This is a genomic window from Delftia sp. 60, from assembly GCF_002754395.1.
GTDB lineage: Bacteria > Pseudomonadota > Gammaproteobacteria > Burkholderiales > Burkholderiaceae_C > Comamonas > Comamonas acidovorans.
Window position 1 is genome coordinate 5,045,200 of record NZ_PEFD01000001.1, and the last position, 20,347, is coordinate 5,065,546.

Here is a 20,347-nt window from a genome sequence, read left to right on the forward strand (position 1 = left end):
TCCTGCATCCTGCATCGCGAAGCCCGGTGGCTGCTTAGCAGCTCTTGGCGGGCGAACGCACACAATCCCCGCCTTGGCGGGAAGTGCCAATGTACGGCGCCAGCATGGAAAAATTGTCTACCGATTTGTATACAAAGACCTGACCGAAGATCCTTGAATACGGGCAGCGCCCGCCCGCTCAGTCGTCCTCGGCCGCGCTGATGCCGGGGAACAGCACATCGGTGAAACCGAACTGGCTGAAGTCACGCATGCGCATGGGATAGAGCTTTCCCCAAAGGTGATCGCACTCATGCTGGACCACGCGCGCATGAAAACCATCCACCGTGCGGTCGATGGCATCGCCAAACACATCGAAGCCCGTGTAGCGGATATGGTTCCAGCGCGGCACCATGCCGCGCATGCCGGGTACGGACAGGCAGCCTTCCCAGTCCAGTTGCTCGTCCTCGCCCATGGGCGTGATGACCGGGTTGATGAGCACGGTGCGCGGCACCACGGGCGCATCGGGGTAGCGCGGATTGGGCAGGCCGGAGCCGAACACCACCATCTGCAGGTCCACGCCAATCTGCGGCGCGGCCAGCCCCGCGCCGTTGGCTGCATGCATGGTGTCCAGCAAATCGCTGAGCAGCAGGTGCAGTTCGTCGGTGTCGAATTCGGTCACGGGCTGGGCGACGCGCAGCAGGCGCGGATCGCCCATCTTCAAAATGGTGCGGACAGTCATGGCAGTGCAAGGCTATGCATGTAAATGTGGGTTGCCAAGCATAGCGGCCGCCCGGCTCCCGGCCGCCCCCTGGCCACCTCTTGGCCGCCTCTTGGCCGCCATGGCCACAGCGCGCTGGCACAATCGCAGCATGCCCAGCACCGCCAGAGAGTCATCCACCGCGTCCCCAGAGGACCGTGAGGCAGGCGCGCAGCAAATACCCACGGCACAGACCCTGGAGCCCGAGGCCACTGCGCAGGCAGGCACGGCGCCAGCCTTCCATGATGACGATCCCCCTCCCCTGCACCGCATGCCGGCCGCCCCGTTGCGCTGGGCGCTGCAGCTGTTTGCCTGCCTGAGCCTGGCCACGGGCATTGCCGGCATCTTCATTCCAGGATTGCCCACCACGGTGTTCGTGCTCATGGCCGGCTGGGCCGCGGCGCGCAGCTCGCAGCGCATGCACACCTGGCTGTGGCGCCATCGCCTGTTCGGCCCCATGCTGCGCAACTGGGCACGGGGCGGCTGCGTGAGCCGGCGCGCCAAATGGAGCGCCAGCGCCATGATGAGCCTGTGCGCCGTCATACTGCTGTGGACTCGCCCGCCCGCCTGGGTGCAGGCCGTGGCGCTGACCTCCATGGGCTGCGTGCTGGTATGGCTGTGGTTCAGGCCCGAGCCGTGAGAATGAAGGCCTGCAGCCGGCCTTCCTGAAAAAATTCCTCCGAGTTTTCTGTGACGTGTTTTTTACGTCATATAATCTAGGTCTTGTTCCTCAATAGCTCAGTTGGTAGAGCGCCGGACTGTTAATCCGTAGGTCCCTGGTTCGAGCCCAGGTTGAGGAGCCAAAAGAATTTCAAGATCTTGCAACCGCACAAGATCTCTGTCGATAGACGTGTATTCCTCAATAGCTCAGTTGGTAGAGCGCCGGACTGTTAATCCGTAGGTCCCTGGTTCGAGCCCAGGTTGAGGAGCCAAATTTCAGTGGCCTTGCAATCGCACAAGACCCAACGCCAACATATTCCTCAATAGCTCAGTTGGTAGAGCGCCGGACTGTTAATCCGTAGGTCCCTGGTTCGAGCCCAGGTTGAGGAGCCAGATGAAAAGCCCGCATGCCAACGCATGCGGGCTTTTTTGTTGGGTCAGGCTGCACGCACCATGCCCACGGTGGGCGTGTTCGGTGGCGATGGAGTTGCGGCGGGCTCCACGGTGACGGGCTTGCCGTGCCTGGCATGTGCGCGGCGCGAAACATGGGCAGCACGGGATTGCTCGACGCCCTCCTCCCATGCGCGCAGCTCTTCTTCAAGCCGTGCGGCACGTTCCGCATACATGTCAGCAGAGGACTTGTAGTACTCCGCGGCAATGGTGTGCTCCAGCATCGCCATGCGGGCTTCCTGCAGGTAGGCCCGGGTGCGACGGATATAGCGCGGCTCGGCAAGGCTTGCGCCAAAGATTTTGCTGAAAAACATCGCTCATCCTCCTTCGATGCCTTCACAGCGAAAGCCAAGCATCCGCAAGAAGACGGAACCAGCATAGCCCAAGCCTGCCAAGCGGCACTGTCCCCTGGCGCGACAAGGCCACGTAGGAGGTTCACTTACCCCGGCCAGGCGATGCCCTCGCATCCACGCAGCCCTCTTGCGCATGGTTTGTGCAAGACTGCGGCTGCAGAGAATACGAATCCATTTCCTCCGTCCGCACCCGATCATGTCCCATCCCCTCCCATGGCTCATCCCCCACCAGGCCTTCCCTCCTGTGGAAACGGCATGGGGCCCCAACGACCCCATCCCGGGCCTGCTGGCAGCAGGCGGCACGCTGGATGCGGCGCACCTGCGCATCGCCTACAGCCAGGGGATTTTTCCCTGGTTCAGCGAAGGCCAGCCCACGCTGTGGTGGTCGCCCGATCCACGCATGGTGCTGCAGACATCGCAGTTCCGGCTGCACCGCAGCCTGCGCAAGACATTGCAGCGCTTTCGCGCCACGCCGGGCTGCGAGATCCGCATCGACAGCGCGTTCGAGACCGTGATGCAGCACTGCGCCCAGACGGTGCGCCACGACCAGGATGGCACCTGGATCGTGCAGGAAATTCTTGACGCCTATGCCGACCTGCACCACCAGGGTGCAGCCCACAGCGTGGAGACCTGGGTGGACGGACGCCTGGTGGGCGGCCTGTATTGCGTGGCACTGGGCCGCGCCGTGTTTGGCGAATCCATGTTCGCGCATGCCACCGACGCATCCAAGATTGCGCTGGCAGCCCTGGTTGCGCTTTGCAGACACCAAGGCGCCGCACAGATCGATTGCCAACAGGCCACGCAGCATCTGGCCTCGCTGGGGGCGCGCGAAATGCCGCGCGCCCGGTTCCTGCAAACCGTGGCCGAGCAAAGCCAGCTGCCGCCCATGCGCTGGCAGTTCGAAAACGTATACTGGGACGCGTTGCTGCCACCGTCCGGCGAGGCTGGCGACACATCACCGGCTGCCGCCAGCACACCATGACGCACCCGAACGATCTTCCGCTGCAGGCCCTGCAGTTCTATGCCACCGCCGCCTACCCCTGCAGCTATCTCGATGGCAGGCTGGCGCGTTCGCAAGTGGCCACGCCCAGCCACCTGATCCAGAACAGCGCCTATTCGGAGCTGGTTTCACTGGGTTTTCGCCGCAGCGGAATGTTCACCTACCGGCCGTATTGCGACGGATGCCGCGCCTGCGTGCCGATGCGCATCCTGGTCCACGACTTCCGCCCCGACCGCAGCCAGCGCCGCGCCGCCGCGCGCCATGCCGATCTCACGGCATCGATCCAGCGCCTGCACTACTCGAACGAGCACTACCAGCTGTACCTGCGCTACCAGCAAAGCCGCCACAGCGGCGGAGGCATGGACCATGACAGCGTGGACCAGTACACCCAGTTCCTGCTGCAAAGCCGCGTCAACTCGCGCCTTGTGGAGTTCCGCACGCCGGCGGCCGATGGCGGCATCGGCACGCTGAAGATGGTCTCCATCCTCGATGTGCTGGAAGACGGGCTGTCTGCCGTCTACACCTTCTACGAGCCCAACGACCCCGCCAGCTACGGCACCTTCAATGTGCTGTGGCAGATCGACCAGGCCCGGTCCATGAGCCTGCCCTATGTCTACCTGGGCTACTGGATCGCCGACAGCCAGAAGATGAATTACAAGGCGCGCTTCCTGCCCCATGAAGTGCGCGTTGACGAGCGCTGGCAGCGCGTGGATCAGCTGCCGCGCTGATACAGCGTCACTCCACGCCTTTTCAGCGACATTTCTTATGCGCATAGCCGCTGTTTGCTGGCGGCACATATGCCGCCATGCCATGGCCGCCGCTAGAATGACCGAATGCCGAAACTCCACTCCGCCTCATGAAAAAAAACGATAACGCGGCCTCCCCCAAGCCCAGCGTCCAGGTCCTGGAACGCATGTTCACGTTGATCGACGTGTTGGCCTCGCGCGAGGAAGCGGTATCGCTCAAGGAGATCAGCGAGCGCACCGGCCTGCACCCCTCCACCACGCACCGCATCCTCAACGATCTGGCCATTGGCCGCTTTGTCGATCGCCCCGAATCGGGCAGCTACCGCCTGGGCATGCGCTTCCTGGAGCTGGGCAATCTGGTCAAGGCCCGCCTGAGCGTGCGCGAAGCGGCCCTGATCCCCATGCGCCAGCTGCACAAGCAGATCCAGCAGCCGGTCAGCCTCAGCGTGCGCCAGGGCGATGAAATCGTCTATGTGGAACGCGCTTACAGCGAGCGCTCCGGCATGCAGGTGGTGCGCGCCATCGGCGGCCATGCGCCGCTGCACCTGACATCCAACGGCAAGCTGTTCCTGGCGGCCGACGATGCGCAACAGGTCCGCGCCTACGCCACGCGCACCGGCCTGCCCGGCAAGACGCACTTCAGCATCACGCGGCTGGCCGACATGGAAAACGAGCTGGACAAGGTACGCCACCATGGCGTGGCCCGCGACAACGAAGAGCTGGAACTGGGCGTGCGCTGCATGGCCGCCGGCATCTACGACGACCAGGGCAAGCTGGTGGCCGGCCTGTCCATCTCCGCTCCCGCCGACCGGCTGGACGAGAGCTGGATGTCCAAGCTCCAGTCCACCGCACAGGAGATCTCGAGCGCCCTGGGCTTCAACGCAACCCGCCCGGCTGCACCGCCTCCCAACCCCTACGCGCGCAGCAGCCACTGAACAGCCGTCGGCCCCATTGGCATTGGCCAGGGGCCATTAGCTACACAGACCTCTGCCCACCAGAAACAACAAAGGCGCCATCGGCGCCTTTGTCGTGAGGGGAAAGAAAACTCAGCCCTTGACCTTGTGGATCATGGGATCGCCAGCCACCTGCCCCATGGACTCCACCCAGTGGCGCACGCGCTCGGCATCGCCGAGGCGGCTGAACTTTCCGGCCGAATCCAGGAAGACCATGATGATCTTGCGACCAGCCACCTGCGCCTGCATCACCAGGCAGCGGCCTGCCTCGGAGATGTAGCCGGTCTTTTGCAGACCGATATCCCAGGTGGGGCTCATCACCAGGCGGTTGGTGTTGTTGTACTGCAGCGTGCGGCGACCCACGGCCACCTCATAGCCGGGCGAGGTGGTGTACTCGCGCACCAGCGGATCGCTGTGCGCCACATTGACGAGCACGGCCAGATCACGGGCACTGGACTGGTTGCGGCTGGACAGCCCGGTGGGCTCCACGTAGCGGGTATCGGTCATGCCCAGCAGACGGGCCTTGGCATTCATCTGCTGGACAAAGGCATCAAGGCCACCAGGGAAAGTGCGGCCCAGGGCATGGGCAGCGCGGTTTTCACTGGACATCAGGGCCAGGTGCAGCATTTCACCGCGCGTGAGCGTGGTGCCGACGGCCAGGCGCGAGCTGCTGCCCTTTTCGGTATCCACGTCGTCCTGCGTGATGGTGATGGTTTCATCCATCGGCAGATGGGCCTGGGAAATCAGCAGGCCGGTCATCAGCTTGGTCAACGAGGCGATGGGCAAGACGGCATGGTCGTTCTTGCTCAGCAGCACCTCATGGGTGTCCTGGTCCAGGACCAGGGCCACGCTGCTCTTGAGATCCAGAGGATCGGCCACCGCATGCAGACCGGCCATCTGGCCGAAGGACAGGCGTGGCTCGTAGGCAACGGCGCGAATGGGGCTGGCCACGCTGCGTGCAGCGACGCGGCTGGGCTGGCGCGCGCTCTTGGCAACGCGCTTGCCCTGGGGAGCGGCCGTGGCGCGCTCCTTCACCGCCTTCTTCTTGACAGGGGCCACGGCCACCTGTTTCTTGGCAACTTTCTTGGCGGGCGCGGCATATGCGCCCGGAGCAGCAAGAGCACAACTCAGGGCCAGAAAGGACATGACCTGAGCAAATCGACCGAGGCGGGCACGGCGTAGGGTGGGCATGAGAAATGCTCCAAGCAGCAAGAATTTGTGACTAGACCTTACATTAATCGAAAAAGTCGCACTGTGACAATAACTTGTGCGACTTTTCGATAATTTAAGTGAAATTATAAGGCGAGTGCTTACCCCTGCGCAGCCACGATCTCTGCATTGCTGTGTAATTTGTTCAACGCGCTCAGATAGGCCTTGGCAGAAGCCACGACGATGTCAGGGTCGGCGCCCACGCCGTTGACCACGCGCCCGCTGCGCTGCAGGCGAACGGTCACTTCGCCCTGGCTTTCGGTGGAGCCGCTGATGGCGTTGACCGAGTACAGCAGCATCTCGGCACCGCTCTTCACCTCGGACTCGATGGCCTTGAACGAGGCATCGACCGGGCCATTGCCGTCGGACTGGGCCTTGATCTCGCGGCCGTCGCGGCTGAACACCACCGACGCGTGTGGGCGCTCACCTGTCTCGCTTTGCTGGGCCAGCGAGATGAACTGGAAGGGGTCGGCCTGCTGATGCGCGTCCTGCTCGGTCACCAGGGCCAGGATGTCCTCGTCGAAGATCTCGCTCTTGCGGTCGGCCAGCTCCTTGAAGGCGGCAAAGGCGGTATTGATCGCGGCTTCGCTGTCCAGCTCCACGCCCAGCTCGTGCAGGCGCTGCTTGAAGGCGTTGCGGCCGCTGAGCTTGCCCAGAACGATCTTGTTGGCGCTCCAGCCCACGTCCTCGGCACGCATGATCTCGTAGGTGTCGCGCGCCTTGAGCACGCCGTCCTGGTGAATGCCGGAGGCGTGGGCGAAGGCGTTGGCTCCCACCACGGCCTTGTTGGGCTGCACCACGAAGCCAGTGGTCTGGCTGACCATGCGGCTGGCGGCCACGATGTGCAGGGCGTCGATGTTGACGTCCAGGCCAAAGTAGTCCTTGCGCGTCTTGATGGCCATCACCACCTCTTCCAGCGAGCAGTTGCCGGCGCGCTCACCCAGACCATTGATGGTGCATTCGATCTGGCGGGCGCCGCCGAGCTTGACGCCGGCCAGCGAGTTGGCCACGGCCATGCCCAGGTCGTTGTGGCAGTGCACGCTCCAGACCGCCTTATCGCTGTTGGGCACGCGCTCGCGCAGGTTCTTGATGAAGGCGCCGTAGAGCTCGGGAATGGCATAGCCCACGGTGTCAGGCACGTTGATCGTGGTTGCGCCCTCGGCAATCACGGTCTCGATGACGCGGCACAGGAAATCCGGGTCGCTGCGGTAGCCGTCCTCCGGGCTGAACTCGATGTCGGCAATCAGGTTGCGCGCAAAGCGCACGGATTGGCGCGCCTGCTCCAGCACCTGCTCGGGCGTCATGCGCAGCTTTTTCTCCATGTGCAGCGCGCTGGTCGCAATGAAGGTGTGGATGCGCGCGCGGTTGGCATCCTTCAGAGCCTCGGCCGCACGGGCGATGTCACGGTCATTGGCCCGCGCCAGCGAGCAGATGGTGGAGTCCTTGATGGCGCGCGCAATGGCCTGCACCGACTCGAAGTCACCATTGGAGCTCGCCGCAAAACCGGCCTCGATCACATCGACCTTCAGCCGTTCGAGCTGGCGCGCGATGCGCAGCTTCTCGTCGCGGGTCATGGAGGCACCGGGCGACTGCTCGCCGTCGCGCAAGGTGGTGTCGAAAATGATCAATTGGTCGGTCATGGGGAGTCTCGTCTTTCTTGTGGATGCGAAGCCCCTGCCCACGGGCAGGCGATGAAAAAAGCCGGTGCGCTTGTGGCTGCACCGGCTCGGGAACGAAATTCAGGCGGCAACCGCCTCCTGCTCCACCGCATTCTCGGCGGAGGGAACACGCTGCAAGCCCGACATGATGGCCCGGAACGAGGCAGAGACGATATTCGCATCGACCCCGACGCCGTAGCACACGTGGGACTCGTCCACGCGCAGTTCCACATAGGCGATGGCCTTGGCGTTGGCACCTTCGCCAATGGCGTGCTCGGCATAGTCCAGAACGCGTACTGCGCGGCCGCTGTGCTCGCTCAGCGCCTGCACAAAGGCGTCGATCGGGCCCGTGCCCTCGGCCTCGACCGTGCGCTTGCCGCCCTCGACGGCCAGGTCGGCCGACAGGCTGACCACACCATCGTTCTCGCTCAGCCGGTAGTGCGGCGCCTGCACGGATTGCAGGCCGTATTCGCGCTGGAACAGATTCCACAGGTCGGCCGCAGCCAATTCCTTGCCACTGGCATCCATCTCGCGCTGCACGACCTGGCTGAACTCGATCTGCAGGCGGCGCGGCAACTGGAGGCCATATTCGCTTTCGAGCAGATAGGCGATGCCGCCCTTGCCCGACTGGCTGTTGACGCGGATCACGGCTTCATAGCTGCGACCCAGGTCCTTGGGATCGATGGGCAGATAGGGCATGTCCCAGACGTCGCCTTCCTTGCGGTCGGCGAAGGCCTTCTTGATCGCATCCTGGTGCGAGCCAGAGAACGAGGTGTAGACCAGGTCGCCCACGTAGGGATGGCGCGGGTGCACGGGCAACTGGTTGCAATGCTCGACCGTGCTGCGGATGCCGTCGATATCGGAGAAATCCAGCCCGGGCGACACGCCCTGGATGTACATGTTCAGCGCCACGTTGACCACGTCGAGGTTGCCCGTGCGCTCGCCGTTGCCGAACAGGCAGCCTTCGAGGCGGTCGGCACCGGCCATCAGCGCGAGCTCGGCCGTGGCCGTGCCGGTGCCGCGATCGTTGTGGGGATGGACGGACAGCACAATGGAATCACGGCGCTGGATGTGGCGGTGCGTCCACTCCACCATGTCGGCAAACAGATTGGGCGTGGAATGCTCCACCGTGGTGGGCAGGTTGATGATGCACTTGCGCTCGGGCGTGGGCTGCCATACATCGGTGACGGCATCGATGACGCGCTTGGAAAACTCCAGCTCGGTGTCCGAATACATCTCGGGCGAGTACTGGAAGGTCCATTGCGTCTGGGGGTAGCCGGCAGCGATCTCGTTGAACATGCGGGCATTGGTGGTGGCCAGCTCGACGATCTCGTCTTCACTCATGTTCAACACCACGCGGCGCATCACGGGCGCGGTGGCGTTGTAGAGATGGACGATGGCACGGGGCACGCCTTCGAGCGCTTCGAAGGTACGGCGGATGAGGTGCTCGCGCGCCTGGGTCAGCACCTGGATGGTCACGTCATCGGGAATGCGGTTTTCCTCGATGAGCTTGCGCATGAAGTCGAACTCCACCTGCGAAGCGGAGGGAAAACCGACCTCGATCTCCTTGAAGCCGATCTTCACCAGCTGCTCGAACATGCGCATCTTGCGATCGATGTCCATGGGCTCGATCAGCGCCTGGTTGCCATCGCGCAGATCCACGCTGCACCAGATCGGAGCCTTGGTAATCGTCGCGTCGGGCCAGCTGCGATTTTGCAGACGCACGGGAGCGAAAGCGAACGGACGGTACTTGGTCGAAGGGTTTTGCAACATGGCTGAAGTGCTTTCTATCGTCTAGGTAAAAACAAGACCCACCTGCTCCAGCGACCCCACAAATGCAAAACGGCCCGTCGCTGGTGCAAACGGGCCGTGAAAGTAGGTATGTACGCGCGCGCTACTGTCTCTGCCCGTTGGACATCAGTAGTAGAGCTAGCGACAGGTATTGCATTCGGACGACTTTAGCACAGGTTCACAAAGGCTGTGAAGATGCTGCGCCGCATCACTTGTGCAGGCCGCGCTCCTCGGGCTCGTCGGTCGAGGTGCTGATGACGCTGGTGCGCTGGCCCTTGGCCTTGCGCCAGGCGTAGACGCCATAGCCCGAGAAACCGTAGAGCAGGAACACGCCGAACAACACGATGGGCGGGTGGATGTTGATGATGGCAATGCCCAGCGCAATCAGCACGATGGCGGCAAACGGCACGCTCTTCTTGAAGTGCACGTCCTTGAAGCTGTAGAACGGCACATTGGTGACCATGGTCAGGCCCGCGTACAGCGTCAGGAAGAACATGATCCAGGTGATCTGCGTCCAGCTCAGCCAGGCATCCTGTCCGCGCAGCAGGCCCGCCTCGTCCAGCAGCCAGATGAAGCCCGTGACCAGCGCCGCCGCGGCAGGCGAAGGCAGGCCCTGGAACCAGCGCTTGTCCACCGTGCCGGTATTCACGTTGAAACGCGCCAGCCGCAGTGCAGCGCAGGCGCAATAGACAAAGGCGGCAATCCAGCCCCAGCGACCAATGCCCTTGAGCGCCCACTCATAGGCGATCAAGGCCGGAGCGGCGCCGAAGGACACCATGTCCGACAGCGAGTCCATCTGTTCGCCAAAGGCGCTTTGCGTATTGGTCATGCGTGCCACACGGCCGTCAAGACTGTCGAGCACCATGGCGCAGAACACGCCTGCGGCAGCCAGTTCGAAGCGGCCGTTCATGGCCATCACGATGGCGTAGAAGCCACCGAACAGCGCAGCCAGCGTGAACAGGTTGGGCAGGATGTAGATACCCTTGCGGCGCTTGCGCACCACCACGCCCTCAATCTCGTTGGACTCATTGTGGTTTTGCATCAATCCAGCCTCCAGCACAGCGCCTACGGGCGCGGGCAGCTATTAAAACGATAGTATTCTAAGGGAGCGGACCGCGCCGCCCCGAAAGGGTCAGTGTACCTGCGCGCCGCACCCCTTCCCTGCACGAAAAAGGCCACCCATCGGGGTGGCCTTGTCCTGCACCTTGCGTAGGCCGCTTGCGCGACCCAGGCAAGATGGAATGCAGCAATCTCAGTTGCGGCTCTGGTCAACCAGCTTGTTCTTGGAGATCCAGGGCATCATGGCGCGCAGTTGGCCACCGACCTTCTCGATGGCGTGGTCGGCGTTCATGCGGCGGCGGGCCGTCATGCTCGGGTAGTTGGTGCGGCCTTCCTGGATGAACATCTTGGCGTATTCGCCAGTCTGGATGCGCTTGAGGGCAGCACGCATGGCTTCGCGCGACTTGTCGTTGATGACTTCGGTACCCGTCACGTACTCGCCGTACTCGGCGTTGTTCGAGATCGAGTAGTTCATGTTGGCGATGCCGCCTTCGTACATCAGGTCCACGATGAGCTTGAGCTCATGCAGGCACTCGAAGTAGGCCATTTCGGGAGCGTAGCCGGCTTCGGTCAGGGTCTCGAAGCCCATCTTCACCAGTTCCACCGCGCCGCCGCACAGAACGGCTTGCTCGCCGAACAGGTCGGTCTCGGTTTCTTCCTTGAAGTTGGTCTCGATGATACCGCCCTTGCCGCCGCCGTTGGCCATGGCATAGGACAGGGCCAGGTCACGGGCCTTGCCGGACTTGTCCTGGTACACAGCGATCAGCGAAGGCACGCCGCCGCCCTTCAGGTACTCGGAACGCACGGTGTGGCCAGGACCCTTGGGGGCGACCATGATCACGTCCAGATCGGCGCGGGGCACGACCTGGTTGTAGTGGATGTTGAAGCCGTGGGCAAAGGCCAGCGTGGCGCCTTGCTTGATGTTGGGGGCCACGTTGTTGTTGTAGACCTCGGGGATGTTCTCATCCGGCAGCAGGATCATGACCAGATCGGCGGACTTCACGGCGTCATCGACTTCCGCGACGGTCAGGCCAGCCTTGGCGACCTTGTCCCAGGAAGCGCCGCCCTTGCGCAGGCCGACCACGACCTTCACGCCGCTTTCGTTCAGGTTTTGCGCGTGTGCGTGGCCCTGGCTGCCGTAGCCGATGATGGCAACGGTCTTGCCCTTGATCAGGCTCAGGTCACAGTCCTTGTCGTAGAAAACTTTCATGTTGGCTCCAGGCTTCGTGTGTGTAGGGGTTTAAAAGGGGAAGGGGACAGGTTTCAGGTGCGTTGCAGCGCATCAAACGCGCAGGATGCGTTCGCCGCGGCCGATGCCGCAGGAGCCGGTGCGCACGGTTTCCAGAATGGCCGTGCGGTCCAGCGCCTGCAGGAAGGCGTCGTTCTTGGATTGGTCGCCGGTCAGCTCGACCGTGTAGCTCTTTTCGGTCACGTCGATGATGCGGCCGCGGAAGATGTCCGCCATGCGCTTCATCTCCTCGCGTTCCTTGCCCACGGCGCGGACCTTGACCATCATGAGTTCGCGCTCGGTATAGGAGCCTTCGGTCAGGTCCACGACCTTGACGACCTCGATCAGGCGATTCAGGTGTTTGGTGATCTGCTCGATCACGTCTTCGGAGCCATTCGTCTGAATGGTCATGCGCGACAGCGATGCGTCTTCCGTGGGGGCCACGGTCAGCGATTCGATGTTGTAGCCGCGGGCCGAGAACAGGCCCACCACGCGCGACAAGGCTCCCGGCTCGTTTTCGAGCAGCACGGCAATGATGTGTTTCATGAAAGAAAGATTCCTCTTTTCGCTGCCCTCCCCCGGCGCCGGTAAACGTCGGGCTTGGCAGGCAATAGATTCGTCAAAGGGGCCGCCTCAAGGACGGCTCACTGGAACAGATGCGGCAGGAATGAACCCGGGCAGATCCCGCAAGGGACCATGCTCAGAGGTCGTCAGCTCCCAGCAGCATCTCGGTGATCCCACGGCCGGCCTGCACCATGGGGAACACATTCTCGGTGGGATCGGTACGGAAGTCCATGAACACCGTGCGGTCCTTGAGCTTGCGTGCCTCGCGCAGGGCGGGCTCCACGTCCTCGGGGCGCTCGATCAGCATGCCCACGTGGCCATAGGCCTCGGCCAGCTTCACGAAGTTGGGCAACGAGTCCATGTAGCTGCTGCTGTAGCGGCCCGAATACTCGATCTCTTGCCACTGGCGCACCATGCCCAGGTAGCGGTTGTTCAGCGACACCACCTTGACCGGCGTGTTGTACTGCAGGCAGGTAGCCAGCTCCTGGATGTTCATCTGGATGGAGCCTTCACCCGTGATGCAGAACACCTCGGATTCAGGCTTGGCCAGCTTGATGCCCATGGCGTAGGGCAGGCCCACGCCCATGGTGCCCAGGCCGCCGGAGTTGATCCAGCGGCGCGGCTCGTCGAAGCGGTAGTACTGCGCAGCCCACATCTGGTGCTGGCCCACGTCGGACGTGATGTAGGCATCGGCGTCGCGGGTCATGTTCCACAGCGTCTCCACCACGTACTGCGGCTTGATGACCGAGCCATCGCCACGGCTGTACTGCAGGCAGTCGCGGCTGCGCCAGCCTTCGATGGTCTCCCACCATTGGCCCAGGGCCGCTGCGTCGGGACGGGCACTTGCCTCGCGGATCATGGAGATCAGCTCGGTCAGCACCTCCTTGACGTCGCCCACGATGGGCACGTCCACCTTCACGCGCTTGGAGATGGAAGAGGGATCGATGTCGATGTGGATGATCTTGCGCTCCACCGACATGAAATGCTTGGGGTTGCCGATCACGCGGTCATCGAAGCGTGCACCCACCGCCAGCAGCACGTCGCAGTTCTGCATGGCATTGTTGGCTTCGATGGTGCCGTGCATGCCCAGCATGCCCAGGAACTTGCGGTCGCTGGCCGGATAGGCGCCCAGGCCCAGCAGCGTATGCGTGACCGGGTAGCCCAGCATGTCCACCAGCGTGCGCAGCTCATTGCAGGCATTGCCCAGCAGAACACCGCCGCCCGTGTAGATGTAGGGTCGCTTGGCGGCCAGCAGCAACTGCAGCGCCTTGCGGATCTGGCCGGCATGGCCCTTGCGCACCGGGTTGTAGGAGCGCATCTCCACCTTCTCGGGGTAGCCGGCGTAGAGCGCCTTCTTGAAGGACACGTCCTTGGGAATGTCCACCACCACGGGGCCGGGACGGCCGGTGCGCGCGATGTGGAAGGCCTTCTTCATCGTGTCCGCCAGCTCGCGCACATCCTTCACCAGGAAGTTGTGCTTGACGATGGGGCGGGTGATGCCGACGGTGTCGCATTCCTGGAACGCATCGGTGCCGATGTAGGCCGTCGAGGTCTGGCCGCTGATCACGACCAGGGGAATGGAATCGGTATAGGCGGTGGCAATGCCGGTCACGGCGTTGGTCAGGCCGGGACCCGATGTCACCAGGGCCACGCCGACTTCACCCGTTGCACGGGCAAAACCGTCTGCCGCATGCACGGCCGCCTGCTCGTGGCGCACCAGCACATGCTGAATGGAATCTTGTTTGTAGAGGGCGTCGTAGATGTACAGAACCGCACCGCCCGGATAGCCCCAAAGCTGCTTGACACCTTCGGCCTGCAGGGACTTGACGAGGATCTCGGAGCCCATCAGCTCCTGGGATGCATGGGACTGCGACGCCGCTGCTGCCGCGCTGGAGTACTCGGCTTTGGAAATTTCCATGATCAACCTTTGTGAATTTCTCTAACGAAAAACCTTGGGTGCCCCTTGCCTGAAGCCCTTGTGAGGCCGGTGCGGGACTTAGGACCAACAGACATGGGCGAGTGAGTAAACGCCGGACCGTGACCCGTTTGCCTTTTTGAATTGCAGCAGACATTATCGCACTGCAACAAGCCTGCGCACAATCCTGCGAAAAAAATTGACAGTGCGGTGCGATAATCAGGCCCCGCACCCGTTCAGCCCCTCATCAACGAGCCCCTCATCCGGGCCTGCGTTCCTTTTGGCAACCGAGCAAGAACTATCCGACTTCCTCAAAAGCGTAGAAAAGCGAGCCTTCAAGCGCAGCTTTTTTCACGTCCGGGATGAGGAGGCGGCGCTGGACATCGTGCAGGACAGCATGCTCAAACTGGCGCAGCACTATGGCGACAAGCCCATCAACGAGCTGCCCATGCTGTTCCAGCGCATCCTGTCCAACAGCACGCTGGACTGGTTTCGCAGGCAAAAAACGCAGAACGCCCTCTTCACCCGCATGAGCGATCTGGAGGCCTCGGCCGGCGACGATGCGGACTTCGACTGGCTCGAAACCTATGCCGACTCCGGCCAGAACGGCGAAACCGCCCGCAGCGCCGAAGATCTGACCGAGCGGGCCCAGATTTTGCAAAGCATTGAAAAAGAGATACAGGAGCTTCCAGCACGTCAACGCGAAGCTTTCCTGATGCGTTATTGGGAAGAGATGGACGTCGCGGAGACCGCTGCCGCGATGGGGTGTTCCGAAGGAAGTGTAAAAACACATTGTTTCCGCGCCATCCAGACATTGAGCAAGGCACTGAAGGCCAAAGGAATCGAGCTATGAAGACTGCGCCCACTCTCACTCTCCACAGCGAAATGGCGGCCGACCGCATCGCACGCCGGATCACCGCGCGCCTGGGTGACGGCGAGGCGTTGCTGCCATACGACATCACCGAGCGGCTGCGCGCTGGGCGCGAGCGCGCCCTGTCCGTTCGCCGGCGCGAACTGCGCGCTGCGCCCTTGCAGGCTGCCGGCGCAACCCAGGCCCAGGGCGGCACCCTGACGCTGGGCTCGGGCGACGAGGGCGGCACCTGGTGGCGCGCGCTGATCTCGGCCGTGCCGGTGCTGGCGTTGATCGTTGGCCTGGTGGTCGTCAATGTGCAGACGGACCAGACCGGTCTGACCGAGGTTGCCGAGGTGGATACCGCCTTGCTGACCGATGATCTGCCGCCCGCCGCCTACGCCGACCCCGGCTTCATCCAGTACCTGAAGACTTCGGCCACCAACACGGAACGCTGATCCCCGCCTTGCCTGCCTGCATGCCCACTGATTCACGCGCCGCGTTCCACCGCTCAGCCGCCGCCATCCTGGCGGCGGTGCTGTTGATGGCGCTGGCCTGGACCGGCTGGCGCGTCGTGCAGCAGGTACGGCTGGCACCCAGCACCGTCTCGCCGGCCACGATCGCAGCCTCCAAGACCCTGCACGGTGATGCAGCCACACGCCAGCGCGCCACGGACCTGGCCTCCGGCCCGCGCTGGGCAGAGCTGACAACGGCGCAGAGCAGCGTGCTTGAACCCCTGTCCGAGCGCTGGTCCATGATGGATGCGCTGCAAAAGCGCCGCTGGATGGCGCTGGCCGAGGGCTGGGACAAGCTCAGTGAAAAAGAGCAGGAAAAGCTGCGCGATCGCATGCAGACCTGGTCCAGCCTCAGCGCCCAGCAGCGCAGCCAGGCCCGCCTGAATTTCGCCCTGACCAACCGCCTGGCCACGGACAAGCGCGCCCAGTGGGAGGCCTACCAGGCGCTCAGCGACGAGGAAAAACGCCTGCTGGCCGCGCGCGCCGCGCCCAAGGCCAAGGGCGCCGCCACCGCCATAGAGCCCGTGGCCCCCAAGCGGCTGGCGCGGATTCCTGCGGCCTCGGTGGCTCCGGCCACCATTCCGAATCCGCCGAAGATTCCGCCCGCCACCATCTACAACCCGCCGCTTCCGGTACCCCCTGCCCCATCCCCTGCGGCCGTGGAAACCCATCCCGTGCGCCCGCCGGCGCTGGTGGAGACGGCGCCGGTGGAAGTGCCCTCGGCCACGCCCATGCCTTTGCCGCCCATGGAGCTGCATGACAGCCCCGATGCTGCATCCCAGCCATCGCACGGCGAAGCGCCTCTCTCGCATTGACGCACTGAAGCACCGATCTCCCCGTCCGCATGACGAACGCCACATCCCCCGCCTCCACCACGGCAGCCGCAACCGCAGCCTCCCCACAGATGGCCCCGCGACTGGCGCGGCGCATGTCCTGCTGGCTCTACGAGGGCATGCTGCTGTTCGGCGTGGTCTTCATTGCAGGCTATCTGTTCGGCACCCTGTCGCAGACACGCAATGCCATGGACAACCGCCATGCGCTGCAGGCCTTCATGTTCGTGGTGCTGGGTATCTATTTCGTCTGGTTCTGGTCCAAGGGCCAGACGCTGGCCATGAAGACCTGGCACATCCGCCTGGTGGATGCAGCTGGCCAGCCCGTCAGCCAGTTGCGCGCGCTGCGGCGCTATGTGTTCAGCTGGATCTGGCTGCTGCCGCCGCTGGCGGCTTACTCGACCGGCGTGCCTGCACTGACCACGCTGATGCTGCTGGTGCTGTGGGTGGCGCTCTGGGCGCTGCTCAGCCGCTTTCATCCGCGCCGCCAGTTCTGGCATGACGCATGGGCTGGCACCCAGTTGATCCACCAGGCACCGGCACCCAGGAAAAAGCGCTGACAGGCCCAGAGGCAGCGTCGCATCTCCTACACTCGCAAGCATGCCCGCCGCATCTCCCGACCCGACCGACAGCGCACCTGTCAATCCCCAGAAAAGCCGCACAGGCCTGACGCGTGTCTGGCACGCAGCAGGCTATTCGCTCTCAGGCCTTCGCGCCGGATGGAACGAAAAAGCCTTCCGCCAGGAAGCGCTGGCTGCCATCGTGCTGATCCCTGCCGCCTTCTGGCTGGGAAGCAGCTGGATCGAGGTCGCACTGCTGGCGGGCACGGTCTTGCTGGTGCTGATCGTGGAGCTGCTCAACAGCGGCATCGAGGCTGTGGTCGATCGCATAGGCCCCGAATGGCACCTTCTGTCCAAGCAGGCCAAGGACATGGGCAGCGCGGCCGTGATGCTGGCGCTGCTGCTGTGCGCCGGCGTCTGGCTGGCCGCCCTCTATCAACGGTTCATTGCATGACAAATCCCACGTTTTCCATTTGTGTGTATTGCGGCTCGCGCCCCGGCGACCAGCCCGGATTCATCGAGGCGGCCCGCGCCACCGGCCGCTGGATCGGTGAGCACGGCGGCCAGCTGGTCTATGGAGGCGGCCGCAGCGGCCTGATGGGCGAGGTGGCCGAGGCCACGCGGCAGGCCGGCGGCCGCGTCGTGGGCGTGATCCCGCAGGCGCTGGTGGACAAGGAACTGGCCAACCATGCCTGCGACGAGCTGCACATCGTCCAGACCATGCACGAGCGCAAGGCCATGATGGCCGAGCGCAGCGATGCCTTCGTCGCCTTGCCCGGCGGCATAGGAACCTTCGAGGAATTGTTCGAGGTCTGGACCTGGCGCCAGCTGCGCTACCACGACAAGCCCATCGGCCTGCTCAATGTGGATGGCTACTACGACAGCATGCTGCAGTTCCTGCAGACCTGCGTGGGCCATGGCTTCATGGGCGAGTGGCAGATGGGACTGATCGAAAGCGGCAGCGACATCCCCACGCTGCTGCAATCCCTGGTGCAGAACGCCGGCACGGGCCTGGAGACTGCGCCCTTGCGCGCCGTGATCTGAACAGCAGCGGAAACGGAAACGGCCACCCTTGAGAGGATGGCCGCCAGCGTCGAGATATCAGGAATGCAGGGCGCCGAATGCGCCCTGCCCTGCTCTCGGACTCAAATGGCTCCGTCGTCGAGCTCGCCGGTACGGATGCGCACCACGCGCTCAACGGCCGTGACGAAGATCTTGCCGTCACCGATCTTGCCCGTGCGCGCCACGTTGACGATGGCGTCCACGCAGCGGTCCACGTCCTCGGAGCGGACCACAACCTCGATCTTCACCTTGGGCAGGAAGTCCACCACGTACTCAGCGCCGCGGTAAAGCTCGGTATGGCCCTTCTGGCGGCCAAAGCCCTTGACCTCGGTGACGGTCAGGCCGTTGACGCCGCAGTCGGCCAGTGCCTCGCGGACCTCTTCCAGCTTGAACGGCTTGATGATGGCGGTGATCATTTTCATGGGGTGAACTCCTCAGTGCATGCAATACGGGGCAAGACGGCTGGCCGGGAAACCCCGCCGCCTCAGGTGCTTCAAGCGCGAAAGCGGTTGGTGATGGGGTAGCGCCAATCCTTGCCGAAGCTGCGGCGCGTCAGTCGCGGCCCCACGGGCGCCTGGCGGCGTTTGTACTCGTTGATCTGGATCAGGCGCGTCACTCGCTCCACATCGGCGCTGGCGTATCCGTCTGCCACGATGGAGGCGATGCTTTCGTTATTTTCCATGTAACGGCGCACGATGGCATCGAGCACCTCATAAGCGGGCAGGCTGTCCTGGTCTTTCTGGTCAGGGCGCAGTTCGGCGCTGGGCGGGCGCGTGATGATGCGATCCGGGATGGGGTCCAGCCCCGTGCCGAACGGATCGTTGGCATTGCGCCAGCGCGCCAGCGCAAAGACCTCGGTCTTGAGCACGTCCTTGATCACCGCAAAGCCGCCCGCCATGTCGCCATAGAGCGTGCAGTAGCCGGTGGACATCTCGCTCTTGTTGCCGGTGGTCAGCACCACGGAGCCGAACTTGTTGGACAGGCCCATCAGCAGGGTGCCGCGTATGCGGGCCTGCAGATTCTCTTCGGTCGTGTCCTCGGCGCGGCCCGCGAAGGCCGGGGCCAGCGCGGCCTTGAAGGCCTCGAACTGCGGTGCGATGGAGATTTCGTCATAGCGCACGCCCACGCGCTCGGCCATGTCACGCGCATCGATCCAACTGATGTCGGCCGTATAGGGCGAAGGCATCATCACCGTATGCACCTTGTCCGCTCCCAGGGCATCGACTGCAATCGCCAGCACCAGGGCCGAGTCGATACCGCCCGACAGGCCCAGCAGGGCGCCAGGGAAACGGTTCTTACCCACGTAGTCGCGCACGGCCAGCACCAGGGCGGACCACAGCGCCGGCAGGTGCCCTGGCTGCGCAATCACCTCGCCGGCCAGCACCAGCGCATGCCCGCCCGTGCGGACCTCCACCTGCGGCAAAGCCTCGGCAAAGGCCGGCGCGCGCGCGGCAATGGAGCCGTCCGCCTGCACGGCAAAGGAGCTGCCATCAAAGACGATTTCATCCTGGCCGCCAACCAGATGTGCGTAGGCCAGGGGCAGGCCGGTCTCACACGCACGCGCAGCCAGTGTGGCTTCGCGTTCAGCCTGCTTGCCCTCATGGAAGGGCGAGGCATTGATCACGGCCAGCAATTGCGCGCCGGCCTGGGCGGCGGCGCGTGCGGGTTCGGGATGCCAGGCGTCCTCGCAGATCAGCAGGCCCACGCGCACGCCCTGCACTTCGATCACGCAGGGCGATTGGCCGGCCACAAAGTAGCGCTGCTCGTCGAACACGCCGTAGTTGGGCAGGCATTGCTTGGCGTAGCTGCATTCCACGCGCCCGTCGCGCAGCACGCTGGCCGCATTGCGCAACGCGCCAACGGCGCCCTGGTCGCGCCAGGGATGGCCCAGCACCAGCGCCAGGCCCGGCCATTGCGCGGTCTCCAGCGCAAGCTGCTGCACGGCCTGGTCGCAGGCATCCAGAAAGGCGGGGCGCAGATACAGGTCTTCGGCCGCATAGCCGCACAGGGCAAGCTCGGGCGTCAGCAGCAAGCGTGCTCCCGTGGCATAAGCTTCACGGGCTGCGGCAATGATTTTCTGGACATTGCCGGGCAGGTCGCCCACGACAAAGTTGAGCTGGGCAGTGCAGATGGAGAGCGTCATGGAATGCAATGGAGCCAACAGGGCCGACAAGGCCACCCCACAGCGAAAGGCGGCAGCGCGCGTCA

At 63.8% G+C, this 20,347-nt stretch carries 21 protein-coding genes and 3 tRNA genes; 13 read left to right on the forward strand and 11 right to left on the reverse strand.

Annotated elements, in window-relative coordinates:
* Positions 1–178: 178 nt before the first annotated feature.
* Positions 179–718, reverse strand: a complete 540-nt coding sequence (gene def / locus CLV01_RS22740) for a peptide deformylase (RefSeq protein ID WP_013801513.1) — start codon at positions 716–718, stop codon at positions 179–181.
* A gap of 289 nt (positions 719–1,007) precedes the next feature.
* Here def and CLV01_RS22745 point away from each other — a divergent pair, with 289 nt between their 5' ends.
* The 4 genes from CLV01_RS22745 to CLV01_RS22760 all read left to right on the forward strand — a co-directional run bounded on the left by CLV01_RS22745 (position 1,008) and on the right by CLV01_RS22760 (position 1,789).
* Positions 1,008–1,376: a YbaN family protein gene (locus tag CLV01_RS22745; RefSeq protein WP_049801494.1), complete on the forward strand. Its 369-nt coding sequence runs from the start codon at positions 1,008–1,010 to the stop codon at positions 1,374–1,376.
* A gap of 87 nt (positions 1,377–1,463) precedes the next feature.
* Positions 1,464–1,539 (forward strand) — tRNA-Asn (locus CLV01_RS22750).
* 53 nt (positions 1,540–1,592) lie between these two features.
* A tRNA-Asn gene (locus CLV01_RS22755) sits at positions 1,593–1,668 on the forward strand.
* A gap of 45 nt (positions 1,669–1,713) precedes the next feature.
* Positions 1,714–1,789 (forward strand) — tRNA-Asn (locus tag CLV01_RS22760).
* Positions 1,790–1,833: 44 nt separating this feature from the next.
* Here the strand turns inward: CLV01_RS22760 and CLV01_RS22765 are convergent.
* A complete protein-coding gene (locus CLV01_RS22765; RefSeq protein WP_099733134.1) occupies positions 1,834–2,160 on the reverse strand; it encodes a hypothetical protein in 327 nt (108 codons plus the stop codon).
* 235 nt (positions 2,161–2,395) lie between these two features.
* Between CLV01_RS22765 and aat the strand changes: the two genes are divergently transcribed.
* The 3 genes from aat (at position 2,396) to CLV01_RS22780 (ending at position 4,880) form a co-directional block, all read left to right on the forward strand.
* Positions 2,396–3,181: a leucyl/phenylalanyl-tRNA--protein transferase gene (aat, locus tag CLV01_RS22770; RefSeq protein ID WP_099733133.1), complete on the forward strand. Its 786-nt coding sequence runs from the start codon at positions 2,396–2,398 to the stop codon at positions 3,179–3,181.
* Complete coding sequence (locus CLV01_RS22775) at positions 3,178–3,927, forward strand: arginyltransferase (protein ID WP_012206658.1); 750 nt, start codon at positions 3,178–3,180, stop codon at positions 3,925–3,927. Before aat ends, CLV01_RS22775 begins: the two co-directional genes overlap by 4 nt.
* 128 nt (positions 3,928–4,055) lie before the next feature.
* On the forward strand, positions 4,056–4,880 hold the full coding sequence (locus CLV01_RS22780; RefSeq protein ID WP_012206659.1) for an IclR family transcriptional regulator: 825 nt from the start codon (positions 4,056–4,058) through the stop codon (positions 4,878–4,880).
* Positions 4,881–4,991: 111 nt separating this feature from the next.
* Here the strand turns inward: CLV01_RS22780 and CLV01_RS22785 are convergent, their stop codons facing one another.
* The 7 genes from CLV01_RS22785 to CLV01_RS22815 all read right to left on the reverse strand — a co-directional run bounded on the left by CLV01_RS22785 (position 4,992) and on the right by CLV01_RS22815 (position 14,325).
* Positions 4,992–6,089: a serine hydrolase gene (locus CLV01_RS22785; RefSeq protein ID WP_013801508.1), complete on the reverse strand. Its 1,098-nt coding sequence runs from the start codon at positions 6,087–6,089 to the stop codon at positions 4,992–4,994.
* Positions 6,090–6,208: 119 nt separating this feature from the next.
* Positions 6,209–7,747, reverse strand: coding sequence for a 2-isopropylmalate synthase (locus CLV01_RS22790; protein WP_012206661.1), 1,539 nt, complete (start codon positions 7,745–7,747; stop codon positions 6,209–6,211).
* 99 nt (positions 7,748–7,846) lie between these two features.
* The gene (leuA, locus tag CLV01_RS22795; RefSeq protein ID WP_034396046.1) at positions 7,847–9,538 is read right to left on the reverse strand and encodes a 2-isopropylmalate synthase; all 1,692 of its coding nucleotides are present in this window, start codon (positions 9,536–9,538) and stop codon (positions 7,847–7,849) included.
* Positions 9,539–9,764: 226 nt separating this feature from the next.
* Positions 9,765–10,598, reverse strand: a complete 834-nt coding sequence (pssA, locus tag CLV01_RS22800) for a CDP-diacylglycerol--serine O-phosphatidyltransferase (RefSeq protein ID WP_012206663.1) — start codon at positions 10,596–10,598, stop codon at positions 9,765–9,767.
* A gap of 210 nt (positions 10,599–10,808) precedes the next feature.
* The gene (gene ilvC, locus CLV01_RS22805) at positions 10,809–11,825 is read right to left on the reverse strand and encodes a ketol-acid reductoisomerase (RefSeq protein WP_012206664.1); all 1,017 of its coding nucleotides are present in this window, start codon (positions 11,823–11,825) and stop codon (positions 10,809–10,811) included.
* A 72-nt stretch (positions 11,826–11,897) separates the two neighbouring features.
* On the reverse strand, positions 11,898–12,389 hold the full coding sequence (ilvN, locus tag CLV01_RS22810) for an acetolactate synthase small subunit (protein ID WP_012206665.1): 492 nt from the start codon (positions 12,387–12,389) through the stop codon (positions 11,898–11,900).
* Positions 12,390–12,543: 154 nt separating this feature from the next.
* On the reverse strand, positions 12,544–14,325 hold the full coding sequence (locus CLV01_RS22815; protein ID WP_043819761.1) for an acetolactate synthase 3 catalytic subunit: 1,782 nt from the start codon (positions 14,323–14,325) through the stop codon (positions 12,544–12,546).
* A gap of 277 nt (positions 14,326–14,602) precedes the next feature.
* Between CLV01_RS22815 and CLV01_RS22820 the strand changes: the two genes are divergently transcribed.
* Genes CLV01_RS22820 through CLV01_RS22845 form a run of 6 tightly spaced genes read left to right on the forward strand, consistent with a single transcriptional unit; the run spans position 14,603 to position 18,121 of the window.
* Positions 14,603–15,175 (forward strand): RNA polymerase sigma factor, encoded by a 573-nt coding sequence (locus tag CLV01_RS22820; RefSeq protein WP_013801505.1) that lies wholly within the window; start codon positions 14,603–14,605, stop codon positions 15,173–15,175.
* Positions 15,172–15,630, forward strand: coding sequence for a DUF3619 family protein (locus CLV01_RS22825; RefSeq protein WP_099733132.1), 459 nt, complete (start codon positions 15,172–15,174; stop codon positions 15,628–15,630). The genes CLV01_RS22820 and CLV01_RS22825 overlap by 4 nt, the downstream gene beginning before the upstream one ends.
* A gap of 20 nt (positions 15,631–15,650) precedes the next feature.
* Positions 15,651–16,502: a DUF3106 domain-containing protein gene (locus tag CLV01_RS22830; protein ID WP_099733131.1), complete on the forward strand. Its 852-nt coding sequence runs from the start codon at positions 15,651–15,653 to the stop codon at positions 16,500–16,502.
* A gap of 29 nt (positions 16,503–16,531) precedes the next feature.
* Positions 16,532–17,077 (forward strand): RDD family protein, encoded by a 546-nt coding sequence (locus tag CLV01_RS22835; RefSeq protein WP_099733130.1) that lies wholly within the window; start codon positions 16,532–16,534, stop codon positions 17,075–17,077.
* A 40-nt stretch (positions 17,078–17,117) separates the two neighbouring features.
* Complete coding sequence (locus tag CLV01_RS22840; RefSeq protein WP_099733129.1) at positions 17,118–17,531, forward strand: diacylglycerol kinase; 414 nt, start codon at positions 17,118–17,120, stop codon at positions 17,529–17,531.
* Positions 17,528–18,121, forward strand: coding sequence for a TIGR00730 family Rossman fold protein (locus tag CLV01_RS22845; RefSeq protein WP_012206672.1), 594 nt, complete (start codon positions 17,528–17,530; stop codon positions 18,119–18,121). The genes CLV01_RS22840 and CLV01_RS22845 overlap by 4 nt, the downstream gene beginning before the upstream one ends.
* 101 nt (positions 18,122–18,222) lie before the next feature.
* Here CLV01_RS22845 and CLV01_RS22850 read toward each other — a convergent pair whose 3' ends face one another.
* Both CLV01_RS22850 and CLV01_RS22855 read right to left on the reverse strand, forming a co-directional pair.
* Positions 18,223–18,561, reverse strand: coding sequence for a P-II family nitrogen regulator (locus tag CLV01_RS22850; protein ID WP_099733128.1), 339 nt, complete (start codon positions 18,559–18,561; stop codon positions 18,223–18,225).
* Between the two features lie 71 nt (positions 18,562–18,632).
* Entirely contained in the window at positions 18,633–20,282 is a 1,650-nt protein-coding gene (locus CLV01_RS22855) for an NAD+ synthase (protein WP_099733127.1), read from the reverse strand.
* Positions 20,283–20,347: the final 65 nt, after the last annotated feature.